General features: G+C 68.8%; 10 protein-coding genes. 6 read left to right on the top strand and 4 right to left on the bottom strand.

Going from position 1 to position 12,910, the window contains the following annotated elements; translation table 11 throughout:
• Positions 1-63: 63 nt before the first annotated feature.
• Positions 64-1,278: an amidohydrolase gene (locus ACI3KS_RS01100; protein WP_404914323.1), complete on the top strand. Its 1,215-nt coding sequence runs from the start codon at positions 64-66 to the stop codon at positions 1,276-1,278.
• Between the two features lie 93 nt (positions 1,279-1,371).
• On the opposite strand, the gene ACI3KS_RS01095 is transcribed toward ACI3KS_RS01100, so the two are convergent.
• Complete coding sequence (locus tag ACI3KS_RS01095; protein WP_404914321.1) at positions 1,372-2,064, bottom strand: GTP pyrophosphokinase family protein; 693 nt, start codon at positions 2,062-2,064, stop codon at positions 1,372-1,374.
• Between the two features lie 96 nt (positions 2,065-2,160).
• Here ACI3KS_RS01095 and ACI3KS_RS01090 point away from each other — a divergent pair, with 96 nt between their 5' ends.
• Positions 2,161-2,529, top strand: a complete 369-nt coding sequence (locus tag ACI3KS_RS01090; protein ID WP_404914319.1) for a nuclear transport factor 2 family protein — start codon at positions 2,161-2,163, stop codon at positions 2,527-2,529.
• A gap of 66 nt (positions 2,530-2,595) precedes the next feature.
• The gene (locus ACI3KS_RS01085; RefSeq protein WP_404914317.1) at positions 2,596-4,701 is read left to right on the top strand and encodes an APC family permease; all 2,106 of its coding nucleotides are present in this window, start codon (positions 2,596-2,598) and stop codon (positions 4,699-4,701) included.
• Positions 4,702-4,762: 61 nt separating this feature from the next.
• Here ACI3KS_RS01085 and ACI3KS_RS01080 read toward each other — a convergent pair whose 3' ends face one another.
• The gene (locus ACI3KS_RS01080; protein ID WP_404914315.1) at positions 4,763-6,169 is read right to left on the bottom strand and encodes a PLP-dependent aminotransferase family protein; all 1,407 of its coding nucleotides are present in this window, start codon (positions 6,167-6,169) and stop codon (positions 4,763-4,765) included.
• Here ACI3KS_RS01080 and ACI3KS_RS01075 point away from each other — a divergent pair.
• Together ACI3KS_RS01075 and ACI3KS_RS01070 are read left to right on the top strand one after the other, a co-directional pair.
• Positions 6,168-7,079, top strand: a complete 912-nt coding sequence (locus tag ACI3KS_RS01075; protein ID WP_404914313.1) for a DMT family transporter — start codon at positions 6,168-6,170, stop codon at positions 7,077-7,079. The two genes, ACI3KS_RS01080 and ACI3KS_RS01075, sit on opposite strands and share 2 nt — an antisense overlap.
• A gap of 62 nt (positions 7,080-7,141) precedes the next feature.
• Positions 7,142-7,735, top strand: a complete 594-nt coding sequence (locus tag ACI3KS_RS01070) for an FMN-binding negative transcriptional regulator (RefSeq protein WP_404914311.1) — start codon at positions 7,142-7,144, stop codon at positions 7,733-7,735.
• Positions 7,736-7,905: 170 nt separating this feature from the next.
• Here the strand turns inward: ACI3KS_RS01070 and ACI3KS_RS01065 are convergent, their stop codons facing one another.
• On the bottom strand, positions 7,906-9,444 hold the full coding sequence (locus ACI3KS_RS01065; protein WP_404914309.1) for a chitinase: 1,539 nt from the start codon (positions 9,442-9,444) through the stop codon (positions 7,906-7,908).
• A gap of 189 nt (positions 9,445-9,633) precedes the next feature.
• On the opposite strand from ACI3KS_RS01065, the gene ACI3KS_RS01060 reads away from it, so the two are divergent.
• Positions 9,634-11,880, top strand: coding sequence for a glycosyltransferase family 2 protein (locus ACI3KS_RS01060; RefSeq protein ID WP_404914589.1), 2,247 nt, complete (start codon positions 9,634-9,636; stop codon positions 11,878-11,880).
• Between the two features lie 145 nt (positions 11,881-12,025).
• Here ACI3KS_RS01060 and ACI3KS_RS01055 read toward each other — a convergent pair whose 3' ends face one another.
• Positions 12,026-12,508: a hypothetical protein gene (locus ACI3KS_RS01055; protein WP_404914307.1), complete on the bottom strand. Its 483-nt coding sequence runs from the start codon at positions 12,506-12,508 to the stop codon at positions 12,026-12,028.
• Positions 12,509-12,910: the final 402 nt, after the last annotated feature.

The following is a 12,910-nucleotide window of genomic DNA, read 5'->3' as shown; positions in this document are numbered from 1 at the left end:
GTCGAATGGGCCGGCCAGGACGCCTCGACAAGCTCAGCGACCCACCGGGCTAGGCTCGGGGCCATGACGATCGACCTCGAAGCGCTGTACATCGACCTGCACCAGCATCCGGAGCTGTCGTTCCAGGAGACGCGCACCGCGGCGATCGCCGCCGGCCATCTGCGCGATCTCGGACTCGAGGTGCGCGAGGGCGTCGGAGTCACCGGCGTGGTCGGCATCCTGCGCAACGGCGACGGCCCTGTCGTCTGGGTGCGCGCCGACATGGACGCGCTGCCCGTCGAGGAGCAGACCGGACTCGCCTACGCGAGCACCGCCACCGGGATCGACCCGGCGGGCACGAAGGTGCCGGTCATGCACGCCTGCGGCCACGACATGCACGTGACCGCGATGATCGGTGCGGTCGAGAAGCTCGTTTCCGAGCGTGCGGAGTGGGCGGGCACGCTCGTCGTGCTCATCCAGCCCGCCGAGGAGTACGGCGCCGGAGCCAGGGCGATGCTCGACGACGGCCTTCTCGACCTCGCGCCGAAGCCCGATGTGGTGCTCGGCCAGCACGTCACCCCGCTTCCCGCAGGGATCATCGGCGTGCGCAGCGGCACGCAGATGGCGGCATCCGACGGCCTCACCGTCACCCTGCACGGGCGGGGCGGCCACGGATCGCGCCCGCACGCGACGATCGACCCGGTCGTGATGGCCGCGGCCACCGTCATGCGCCTGCAGACCATCGCCTCGCGCGAGATCGATCCGCAGGGCGTCGCCGTCGTGACCGTCGGCTCGATCCATGCCGGACTCAAGAACAACATCATCCCCGCCGAGGCGAAGCTCGAGCTCAGCCTGCGCTACCCCGACGACGAGACCCGGGAGAAGGTGCTCGCGAGCGTGGAGCGCATCGTCCGCGCCGAGGCGACGGCATCGGGCGCCGAGCGCGAACCCGAGATCCGCACGGATCACCGGCTCCCTCCGACCGTCAACGATGCGGAGGCCACGGCGCGGGTGACCTCGGCGCTGCAGCGGGTGCTCGGGGAGACGTCGGTCATCGACCCCGGCATGTTCACCGGCAGTGAGGACGTGTCGTGGTTCGCCCGCGACGCCGGAGCGCCCCTGGTGTTCTGGTTCTTCGGCGGTGCCGACCCGGTGCGCTTCGCCGAGGCGGCTGCAGCGGGACGGCAGGCCGAGGACATCCCCACCAACCACTCGCCGTACTACGCCCCCGAGATCCACCCGACTCTCGAGGTCGGGGTCACGGCGATGTCGGCGGCCGCGCGGGAGTTCCTCGGCTGAGTCGGTCGGCCGGCGCGCGTTCCGTCTCCCGGAGACCCGCACTGAGCGAGCGCCAGCGAGTCGAAGTGTCGCTCAACGACCGGACCCCGCCGGCTAGACCACGACGGGCGGAGGCGGAGGCGCGAGCTGCCTCTTCGGCACTCCGTGCGCCTCCCGGTGCAGGCGCTCCATGCGGCTGTCGAGCTCGGCGGCGGCCTCGGCCGCATCGGTCAGGCTGTCGACCAGGTGCGAGGGCACCTGGTTCGAGAACTTGTAGTAGATCTTGTGCTCGAGGCTCGCCCAGAAGTCCATCGCTATCGTGCGGAACTGCACCTCGACCGGCACCGACAGGGCGCCGGTCGACAGGAACACCGGAACCTCGATGATCGCGTGCAGGCTCTTGTATCCGTTCGGCTTGGGGTTCTTGATGTAGTCCTTGACGATCCGCACGGTGATGTCGTCCTGCGCGGTCAGCAGATCGAACAGTCGGTAGACGTCGGCGACGAAGCTGCAGGTGACGCGAACGCCCGCGATGTCGGTGATCTCCTCGCGGATGCGGTCGAAGTCGGGCTCGTCGATGCCCTTGCGCGCGATCTTCTCGACGATGCTGTCCGGCGACTTCACCCGGCTCTTCACGTGCTCGATCGGGTTGTACGCGTGGTCGTGCGTGAACTCGTCGCGCAGGATCGAGATCTTCGTCTCGACCTCGCGCATGCCGAACTCGTATTCGCGGAGGAAGCGCTGGAACTGATCGCGGAGCTCCTTCGCCTCGCTGATCGCGCTCTCATCGACGGAAACCGTGGTCATGGCTCCGACGTTACGCGAACGTGATCGGGAATGGCTGTGCGTCATCGATGAGAGCGGGGCTTGACCGGTTCGGACACGCGGTCTAGAACGGACGCCATGACGACACCCGGCGAGAAGTGGACCCAGGCGTACATCCAGGCGTGGCGCACCAACGACCCGGCGCGCATCGGCGCGCTCTTCACCGACGACGCCATCTATCTGACCAGCCCGGATGCCGATCCGAGGGTCGGGCGCGAGGCGATCGTCGACGGCTGGCTCGAGGACCTCGACACCCCGGGGACCTGGTCGTTCGACTGGTGGATCGTCCGCGAGGATGCCGAGTTCATCGCGATCGAGGGCCGCACGACGTATCCCGCAGAGCGCGACTACCTGAATCTCTGGATCGTCCGCCTGGCCGCCGACGGCAGGGCGACCGCCTTCACCGAGTGGTACATGCCCCGCCCGCACCGCACGGATGAGACCTGACGGGACGTGAGGATTCCGTGAGGAACCCTCACCCGGCCGTAGGGATTCCGTGAGGATCTTGTGAGGATGGCGCGAGCGGGCGTAGTGTCGCGGGACGTGTCAGATGAAACCCGCGAGAACACGGACGCTCCCCCGCTCGCCAAGCGCATCCTCATCGGCGACCCGCTGACGAGCGAGCAGGTCGACGATCAGCTGCTGCCCAAGAAGATGGCGCTGCCGATCTTCGCGTCCGATGCGCTGAGCTCCGTCGCCTACGCGCCGCAAGAGCTCGTGATGATCCTGCTCATCGGCGGTCTGACCTTCCTCTCCTTCACCCCGCTCGTCGCAGCAGCGGTCGTCGTGCTGCTCATCGTGGTCGTGCTGAGCTACCGACAGCTCATCAAGGCATACCCCTCCGGAGGCGGCGACTACGAGGTCGCGTCGAAGAACCTCGGCGAGATCCCCGGCGTCGTCGTCGCGGCCGCTCTTCTGGTCGACTACGTGCTCACGGTCGCGGTGTCGGTGGCATCCGGCGTCGACAACATCATCTCGGCCGTGCCCGGTCTCGACCCGCTGCGCGTCGAGCTCGCGGTCGGCTTCGTGATCCTCATCATCATCGTGAACCTGCGCGGAGTGCGCGAGGCGTCGCTGGTGTTCGCGATCCCGACCTACCTGTTCATCGGGTCCGTGGGCTTCATGATCGTGACCGGTCTCGTGCGCACCGCACTCGGCGACGCCCCGATCGCAGAGAGCGCCGAGTTCTCGGTGCACGCCGAGAACCTGAGCCAGGCCGCCGTGATCCTGCTGATCCTGCGGGCGTTCTCGAGCGGATGCTCCGCACTGACGGGAGTCGAGGCCGTGTCGAACGGCGTGCCCGCCTTCCGCACGCCGAAGATCCGCAACGCGCAGACCACGCTGGTGCTGATGGGGTCGATCGCTGCATGCCTGTTCGCCGGCCTCACCGCGCTCGCCCTGATCTCGGGAGTCCATTACGCCGAGAACCCCTGCGACCTGGTCGGCTTCGACTGCTCGAACCCGCAGCCCAGCCTGATGGCGCAGATCGCCTCGGCGACGTTCGGAGGCGGCAGCATCCTGTTCTTCATCGTGCAGGCGGCGACGGCCTGCGTGCTGCTCCTGGCCGCGAACACGGCGTTCAACGGCTTCCCGCTGCTGGGCTCGGTGCTGGCGCGCGACGGCTACGCCCCGAAGTCGCTGAACACCCGCGGCGACCGTCTCGTGTTCTCGAACGGCATGATCGTGCTGGGCATCGCGGCGATCATCGTGCTCGTGGTGTTCCAGGCCCGGCTCACGACGCTGATCCAGCTGTACATCATCGGCGTGTTCGTGTCGTTCTCGCTCGGCCAGATCGGCATGGTACGGCACTGGCGCCGGGTGCTGCGCGGTCCGGCAGAGGAGACGGCGGGATCAGGGATCGATGGCGCCTCAGCATCCGATCGCCGATCCGCGAGGGTCGGGCTGATCATCAACTCCGCGGGCGCGACCCTCACCGTGCTGGTGCTCGTGATCGTGACCATCACCAAGTTCACGCACGGCGCCTACCTGGTGTTCTTCGCGATCCCCGTGCTCGCGTTCCTCATGATGGGGGTCAAGCGGTATTACCGCGATGTCGAGCACGAGATCGCGATCGACGACACGACGAAGTTCGGAGCGTCCGGGGACGTGGCGATCGTACTCGTGAACCGTCTGCAGAAGCCGGTGGTCAAGGCCATCGACTACGCGGTCGCCGCGAAGCACGGCAAGACGCTGGCCGTCCACGTGTCGGTGTCGCCTGAGGAGACCGCTCAGCTGCAGAAGGACTGGGCCGACCACCTCATGCCGATCCCGCTGATGATCGTCGAGTCGCCGTACCGCTCGTTCGCGCAGCCGATCACGCAGTTCATCAAGAAGTACCGCGAGAAGCACGGCTCATCGGTCGTGACGGTCTACCTGCCGCAGTACATCGTGGGGCACTGGTGGGAGACGTTCCTGCACAACCGTCGCTCGCGGCGCATCGCCAACCAGCTCATGCTCGTGCACGGCGTGACGATCACGCTGGTGCCGTGGCTGCTCGACTCGTCGGAGCTCATCTACGGTCGCCGCTCCCGTCCGCTGCCCGGTCAGGAGCGCGCCGGTCGCCCTGTCGTGGTGTCGGGTCGTCGCGCGCACCGTCCGGAGGGGCCGCCCGCGGAGTGACCCATCGGTTCGGGTCTCCCGGACTGGGTCCTTGAGCCTGCCGAAGGGCCCGGACTCAGAGTCATGACTCGCCGAGCACCCCGCCCAGGATGCCGGCGGCCTCGGTGAACCGCGACGGGTCGGCGCTCGCGTAGTTGAGCCGCACGAACGGTCCTGATGGCTCGGCGGGGAACCACTCGGTGCCGGGTGCGACGATCACTCCGCGCGACTCGCAATCACGCACGACGCGCGCGACGTCGGTGCCCTCCGGCAGCCGCGCCCAGAGGTTCAGACCACCGCGCGGGCGGCCACCGATGAACGCCTGAGGAGCATGCTCCTCGACCGCGGCGAGCAGCAGATCCCGTCGGGCACGCAGCTGTTCCCGAACCGCCCGGAGATGCGTGCGCCACCCCGGCTGGGTCACCACGTCGAGGGCGGCCGCCTGCAGCAGGCCGCTGACGTACATCGACTCGGCGGCCCGGTCGCCCAGGATGCGCTCGCGCGCCGGGCCTCGCGCCACGAGCGCTGCGACCCGCAGCGCCGGCGAGACGCTCTTGGTCAGCGAACGCAGATAGATCACATGGCCGTCGTCGTCGAACGGGGCGATCGGCTGTGAGTCCGCGTCGATCCCGAGGTCGTGCGCCCAGTCGTCCTCGATGAGGAACGCCCCGTGCCGACGCACGGTCTCGAGCACGGCCTGCGAGGTCGCCTGCGGCCACTGACCACCGGTCGGGTTCGCGAAGTTCGGCTGCGCGTAGAACGCGCGAGCCCCGCTCTCGGCGAACGCGCGCTCCACATCGTCGGGATCCGGCCCCTGCGAACCCGACGCCACCGGCACGAGCACCACTCCCGCCTGTTCGGCGGCGAGCATCGCACCCCAGTACGTCGGCGATTCGATCAGCAGCGGTCTGCCGGGACCGACCACCGCGCGGAAGATCGAGCTCAGGCCGCTCTGGCTGCCGGCGATGACCAGGGTGTCGCGTGCGGTCGCCGATGTCACCCCGGCCGGCGCCGCTGCCGCGAGCTCTGCAGCGAACCACGCCTGCAGGTCGGGCAGCCCCGCCGCCGGAGCCCTCGTGACCGCCGCATCCGTTCGCGCCGCACGCGCCAGCGCCTGCCGGATGAGGCGTTCCGGCAGCAGCTCGACCGCCGGATAGCCCGAGTGCAGCCCGATCGCGTCGGGAGACACCGCGCGCTGCGTCGACGAGAGCGCCGACGTGCGGTTCGGCGGCGCTCCCAGCGCGGACGCCTGCCAACCGTGATCGGCGGGACGGATGCTGCGCACTGCCCGCACGAAGGTGCCGACGCCCGGACGCGACTCGACCAGACCGAGGGCGCCGAGACGGCGCATCGCCTTCTGTACCGTGACCGGGCTCGCACCGTACTGTGCGCTGATCGTCCGCGTCGACGGCACCCTGGCACCCGGCGGCGCTGCGGCGATCCACGTCGTGAGCCCGGCGACGATCCGCGCAGTGCTATCCTGATTCATGAGTCAACATAGTAGCGCTACTCTCACTTTCGCGAAGCCGCTATCCACTCGCTCCGGACTCGCCTGGGGCCTGGTCGGCATCGTCGCGTTCTCGTTCACGGTGCCGTTGACCCGCATCGCGGTCGAGGGGCTGTCTCCGCTCTTCATCGGCGCCGGACGCGCGGTCGTGGCCGCCGCGCTCGCGGCCATCGCGCTGATCGCCACCCGACAGCGGCGTCCGACGCGCCGCCAGGTCGGCCGCCTCGCCGTCGTCGCGGCCGGCGTCGTCGCGGGCTTTCCTCTGCTCACCTCGTTCGCACTGACGACAGCCCCCGCCGGCCACAGCGCCGTCGTGATCGGCCTGCTCCCCGCCACCACCGCGGTGGTCGTCGTGCTGCGCACCGGCGAACGGCCGTCGCGGGCGTTCTGGATCTTCGCTGTGCTCGGCGCGGCGGCGGCCGTCGCCTTCGCTGCGATGCAGGGCGGGTCGATCGGGCTCCACTGGACGGACCTGATGTTGTTCGGCGCGGTGATCGCCGCGGCCGTCGGCTACGCCGAGGGCGGGATGCTGGCGCGCGAGTTCGGGGCCTGGCAGACGATCTCGTGGGCGCTGATCGTCGCCTTCCCCGTGATGCTCGTGCTCACGGCGGCATCCGTCGTCGTCGAACCACCGTCGGCGACCGCTGGGCAGTGGCTGGCCTTCGCCTATCTCGCCGCGGTGAGCATGTTCCTCGGATTCTTCGCCTGGTACCGCGGCCTCGCGATCGGCCCGATGGCGCAGGTGAGCCAGATCCAGCTCGTGCAGCCGGTGCTCACGATCGCCTGGGCGGCGCTTCTCCTGCACGAGCCGATCAGCTGGACCACCGCCGCCGGCGGCCTCGCGGTCATCGTGTTCGCCGGGCTCGCGGTACGCAGCCGGCTGCGTCGCTGAGCCGTCCCCGGTCCCCCATCCACCCCGACAAGCCATCCACCCATCCACCCCGAGGAGTACCGATGCGCCACACGCCCCGTTATCTGATGACCGACCCGTCCGAGGTCACTCGCCTGATCCGGCAGAACCCGTGGGCGACGTTCGTCTCCCCCGCCTCGACAGGGCTCGTCGCCTCGCACTATCCGGTGCTCCTCGACGAGGACGCCGACGGCATCGTCATCGCGAGCCACTTCGGCCGCCCCGACGAGCAGCTGCACGAGCTGGGGGCGCACGAGATCCTCGTCATCATCCAGGGCCCGCACGACTACGTCTCGCCGAGTCTGTACGCGCCGGGCGAGCTCGTGCCCACCTGGAATCACGTCACCGCGCACCTGTACGGCACGCCGGAGATCCTGAGCGAGGAGGAGAACTACGCGATGCTGTCGCGGCTCACCGACCACTTCGAGCAGCATCGCGCGCACGGTCGCAGCCTCAGCGAGGACGAGGCCGGCACCCGGCGCGCCGCCAGGGGGACGGTCGGGCTGAGGATGGGCGTCGACAGGTTCGAGGCCCGCGCGAAGCTGAGTCAGAACAAGACCGGCGAGGTGCGCGATGACATCACCCGTGCCTTCGACGCGTCGAACCCGCGGCTGGCTGCGGAGATGCGGCGGGTATGAGCGATGTTTCCGCGGGCTCAGCGACCACGCGGCTGGGTCCCTGAGCTCACCGGAGGGCCCCGGTTCCGGCATCCGTCGAGCACTTTGTCGGGGACTTTTACGAATGTCGGGCGAGAACACGCTTTCTGGACCGACATTCGTAAAATCACCCGACAAATGTGTCCCCCCGGCTACTCCCCCGCGAGCACGTCCTCGGCATCCAGCGCGAGCCAGGGCGAGGAGTCCGGCTCGGTCTCCGACGCCTGCGGGCTGTCGCCGCGCGTCCACCACTTCGCCTCGTAGGGCAGGCCGTCGAACAGCACGCGCTGCCCGCGGTCGTAGGTCTCGTCTCCCGACCAGTCGGGGTACGTGCCCGCCGGCACGGTCGGCACCGGCACGGGGGTCTCGCCCGGCAGCACCGGGCCGATCAGGCGCCACGGGGTCTCGAACTCCTGCAGCACGGGGTTGTCGGGCAGATCGCCCTTCGTCCACCACTTCGCCTCGTACACGTTGCCGTGCCAGACGACCCGGGTCTCGGCGCGGTACGACGCGTCCTCCGACCAGATGGCGTACGGGCTGGTCGCCGGGTCGTCGGTCACGAGCGGAACCGGCTCGGACGTCGTCGGCACACCCGCGCCCGACAGCGGACTGCCGTCGAGGCCGGCCCCCAGCACCTCGGCGAACCGCTCGTCACCCTGCGCGATGCCGCTGCACGAGTCCGAGACCTCGCGCACAGCGACCACGTTCGCACCGCAGGTCACATCGCGGTTGAGCGACCACATCGAGGCACGGCCCAGAGTGTGCTCCTGCACGAACGCGTTCACGACTTCGGCATCGTCGAAGCCGAAGACCTCGTCGCGCACGTCGTTCTGGCCGATCATCGGGGTGACCCCGACCTTGTTCCACAGCGTCGCTTCGGTGAGGTCGGTGCCCTGCTGTTGGTAGAGCACTCCGAGCTGACGCTGCGTGCCCTCCAGCGCCGAGACGGATGCCGCGCCCATCGAGACGCCGTCATCGAGCGATGATCCGAAGTTCATCGTCATCACGTTCACCCCGGTCAGCTCGACGCCCGTTTCGAGCATGGTCGTGATGATGTCGGTGCCCTGCTCGGTGAGCCCGGTGGGAGCCACGGGCAGGGTCAGCCAGACCGCGATCGGTCGACCGGATGCCGTGCGCTCGGCCTGCAGCGCGGCGATCGCCCGGGCACGCCGCTCGTTCGCCGCGGCATCCGACAGGGCGTCGCCCTCGATGTCGAGGTCGATCGCGTCGATGTCGTAGCGGTCGACCACCGAGCGGTAGGCGTCGAGCAGACGCTCGTCATCGGCGCAGGTCACGGCGAGCTCGTCGTTCGCCTGGCCGCCGAACGAGACCATCGCCTCGCCGCCCTGCTGCACGAGACGCGCGAGCCGACGGTCGAGATCGAGCTCCGTCTCGGCGTCCGTCAGGCTGTACGCCGCTCCCCACGACGGCGTGCAGGCCTCGTCGGGGTCGGCGACGACGAACGACAGCACGACGTTCTCGCCGCTCGCCTCCTTCGAGGCCTCGAACGCGTAGGCGGGCGTCGCGGTCACATCGACGTATCCCGCGAACCACGGCTTCGACGTGACGGACTGCGCGTTCTCGAACCATCGCCAGCCCTCGAAGCCCGCGAACACGAGTCCGCCGATGATCTCGATCAGCAATGTGAGACGCCACGGCGAGACGTGACGGTTCGCGAACCGCTTCGACATGACTCCGCTCCCCGTGCATGCCCCGGCCCGGCGTCCCGTCGACGACGGTCGGAGCATGGGGTGAACGGGCGATATTCTACCGGTGCCGGTGGACCCGTATCGGCGCCGAGAGGAGCCGTCGTGGCCGAAGTGCTCGACCAGCCGCGCACCCGCCGTCGCCAGTGGGGTGCGGAGCGTCGATCCGAGCCGATGTCGATCGTGCACCCGCGACCGAGCGTCGCCAAGATCGCGTGGGGTCGACTCGGCATCGTCGCGACGATCGTGTTCTGGGCGATCTACGTCGTCACGACGATCATCCGCGAGTTCATCGAGCAGCCGGGCGGCTTCCGCTTCACGATGGAGGCGATCGGCTACCTCGTGGTGGTCTCGTTCCTCACGTTCTCGGCCCTGATGTACCTGATCGCGCGGCAGGGCGCGCTGTACCGCTTCCGCGATCACCAGCGCGTGCCGCGCGCCGAGCTCGACCGGCACTTCCGCGAGCACGCCGGCGGCGTGACCGTGCTCGTGCCGTCGTACGCCGAGGAGCCGGCGGTCGTGCGCGGCACGCTGTGGTCGGCCGCTCTCCAGGAGTTCGCCGATCTGCGCATCGTGCTGCTCGTCGACGACAAGCCCGATCCCGCGGATGACGACGACCGGCGACGCCTCGATGCCACCCTCGCCCTCCCCACGCAGATCGAGGAGGACATGCGCGAGCCGCGCGAGCGGTTCACCGCGAGCCGCATCGATTTCGAGACGGCGACGGATGCCGGCATCCTCGACGCCGAACTCGGCGCCGCTCTGCTCACGCGTCTCGCCGACGACTACGAGGCCGCGGCCGAATGGCTCGAGCACATGGCCGAGACCGAGGCGATGGACGACCACGTCGACGAGTTCTTCATCGACCAGGTGCTGATGGGACTCGCATCCGAACTGCGCCTCAGCCTGCTCGCGCTGCGCGCAGCGCTCGATCAGGGCGCGCACCCCGATCGCGAGCGGATGCTCGAGCTGCACCTGCGTCTGGAGCGGATCTTCACCGTCTCGGCAAGCGCGTTCCAGCGCAAGCGCTACGCCTCGCTCTCGCACGAGGCGAACAAGGCCATGAACCTCAACGCCTACATCGGGCTCATGGGCAAGGCCTGGCGTCTGGAGGAGAGCGCCGCCGGTACCCTGCTGCGCCGTGCGGAATCGCGGGGCGAGGCCGATATCGTCATCCCCGACAGCCCGTATCTGCTCACCCTCGACGCCGATTCACTACTGCTGCGCGACTACTGCCTGCGGCTGGTGTACTTCCTCGAGGAGCCGGGCAACGAGCGCGTCGCAGTGACGCAGACGCCGTACTCCTCGTTCCGCGGAGCCCCCACTCGCATCGAGCGGATCGCCGGTGCGACGACCGATCTGCAGCACATCCTGCACCAGGGCATGAACTACTTCGGGGCGACGTTCTGGGTCGGCGCGAACGCCGTGATCCGCAAGCCGGCGCTCGAGGACATCGTTCAGCTCGAGACCGTCGGCGGCTTCGAGATCGCCACCTACATCCAGGACCGCACGGTCATCGAGGACACCGAATCGAGCATCGACATCGGTGCGCACGGCTGGACGCTCGTGAACTATCCCGAGCGGCTCAGCTACTCGGCGACGCCGCCCGACTTCGGGTCTCTCGTCGTGCAGCGTCGACGCTGGGCCAACGGCGGGCTGCTCATCCTGCCGAAGCTGCGCGACCAGCTGCGGCAGCGCCGGTTCCTGCGCGAGCGGGTCGCGTTCCGCGAGGTGTGGCTGCGGGTCAACTACATGGCGTCGATCGCGTGGGCGAGCTTCGGGCTGCTGTTCCTGCTGGCCTATCCGTACGACAGCAGGCTGCTCTCCCCCGTCGTGTTCCTCGCGGCGCTGCCGTACTTCCTCGCGATGGGCAGCGACCTGCGCTACTGCGGGCACCGCTTCACCGACATCTTCCGCATCTACGGCTTCAACCTCATCCTGCTGCCGGTGAACCTCGCCGGGGTGCTGAAGTCGATCCAGCAGGCGATCACGGGCGAGAAGATCCCGTTCGTGCGAACCCCGAAGGTGCGAGACCGCACGGCGGCGCCCGGGCTGTACGTGGTCGTGCCGTACCTGATCGTGGCGTTCTCGCTGTACACGCTGTGGCGCGACGTGATGGCGCAGAACTGGGGCAATGCCGCGTTCGCCGCGATCAACGCCTCGCTCGCGTTCTACGCGATCTGGAACTACATCGGCATCCGTGACTCGTTCGTCGACATGTGGCTGGGTCTGCTGAACTGGCTGTACGTGCCGGATCGCGCGCCGAGGAAGAAGCGGGCGGATGCCGGCGTCGCGGCGGCTCCGGCGGAGCCGGGTCACGTGGACTGGGCCGGCATCCTGTACCACGGCGACCGCCGCCTCAACCGTGACCTGCGGGGCGGCAACGACCGCCGCCGCCGGGTGGGCACCCGTCGACCCTGACCCTGCGGCTCCCCGTTCGGTTTGTCGGGCGGATTCCCGCTTGTCGGGTGAAAGACCGCCGTTTCCGGGGCTTCCCGGCCGAGCCACCCGACGAAGTGCACGGGCAAGCGTGCGGTGTCCGAAGACGGATGCTCCGCCGACAGGATCAGTGACCGCGAAGGTCGGCGTCGCTGAAGAACCACCCCGGGCCATCGCCCCATGCAGAGACGATGAAAGTGCCGGGCTCACCCGGTTGCCCGAGGAATCCCGGCGTTCGGTGCAGGCCATCGAGACCTCCAGAAGGATGCACGCCGATCATCGAGAGCTCTTCGCCGGCCTGCGACTCATAGAACGTCTCGAGCTCTTCGAGGGACAGGTCGCTGCGGATCAGCAACGCGCCCAGGTACTGCATCCCATTGCCGTTCCCGCTGAGCTTCGCCGCGACGGAGAGCGAATCGATGAACTCAGTGTCCTCGGGCAGCGGCAGATCTCTCAGGCTCGTCTCGACCTCGCGCGCGGAGGCATCGTTCACAGCGACCACCCACAATTGCGGAAGGATCAGCACGGCTGCGATGACGGCGATGATCGCCGGCACGAGGAGCACCCCGAGCACGACGGGCCAGCGCCGCGCCTCACCGTTTCTCGACACCGTCGCCTCACTCTCGTCACGAATCCGCACCGTCTGTCGGGAGAAAGACCGGATGTCGGGAGAATAGCCCTCGTTCGCCGGCATCTCTGCAAAACCTCCCGACAAGTGGCACGTCCGGCACGCGTCGGCACGCTCAGCGGTCCCGACATTCACGGCCCCTGCGACGCGCAGCATCCGTCGTCCGTGAGCATCCCGCATGCATCCACCGCGCACCCCGTAGGCAAAGCGTGAGGATCGCAGAAACCCCGCGTGAAGCGGAGTTGTATCGGGTCTCGTGCTCGACATCCTCTACATCGCGCTGACTCTCGCGCTCTTCGCCCTGGTCTCGCTCGCCGCGTCCGGCGCGGATCGCCTCGGCCCCCGTGTCCGCGTCGCCACCCGCCACGACTCGGCCCCCGACAC

It is taken from the genome of Microbacterium sp. ZW T5_45, assembly GCF_044987415.1.
Taxonomy (GTDB): Bacteria; Actinomycetota; Actinomycetes; order Actinomycetales; family Microbacteriaceae; genus Microbacterium.
The sequence above is the reverse complement of the archived record's forward strand: the minus strand, read 5'-3'. Positions and strand labels throughout refer to the sequence as shown.

What these genes read in the sequence shown, in the direction of transcription:
- ACI3KS_RS01090 (WP_404914319.1), top strand. Translation starts at nt 2,161, where the DNA reads ATGACGACACCCGGCGAGAAGTGGACCCAGGCGTACATCCAGGCGTGG.
- ACI3KS_RS01065 (WP_404914309.1), bottom strand. Translation starts at nt 9,444, where the DNA reads ATGTCGAAGCGGTTCGCGAACCGTCACGTCTCGCCGTGGCGTCTCACA.
- ACI3KS_RS01075 (WP_404914313.1), top strand. Translation starts at nt 6,168, where the DNA reads ATGAGTCAACATAGTAGCGCTACTCTCACTTTCGCGAAGCCGCTATCC.
- ACI3KS_RS01060 (WP_404914589.1), top strand. Translation starts at nt 9,634, where the DNA reads ATGTCGATCGTGCACCCGCGACCGAGCGTCGCCAAGATCGCGTGGGGT.
- ACI3KS_RS01095 (WP_404914321.1), bottom strand. Translation starts at nt 2,064, where the DNA reads ATGACCACGGTTTCCGTCGATGAGAGCGCGATCAGCGAGGCGAAGGAG.
- ACI3KS_RS01100 (WP_404914323.1), top strand. Translation starts at nt 64, where the DNA reads ATGACGATCGACCTCGAAGCGCTGTACATCGACCTGCACCAGCATCCG.
- ACI3KS_RS01080 (WP_404914315.1), bottom strand. Translation starts at nt 6,169, where the DNA reads ATGAATCAGGATAGCACTGCGCGGATCGTCGCCGGGCTCACGACGTGG.
- ACI3KS_RS01085 (WP_404914317.1), top strand. Translation starts at nt 2,596, where the DNA reads ATGGCGCGAGCGGGCGTAGTGTCGCGGGACGTGTCAGATGAAACCCGC.
- ACI3KS_RS01070 (WP_404914311.1), top strand. Translation starts at nt 7,142, where the DNA reads ATGCGCCACACGCCCCGTTATCTGATGACCGACCCGTCCGAGGTCACT.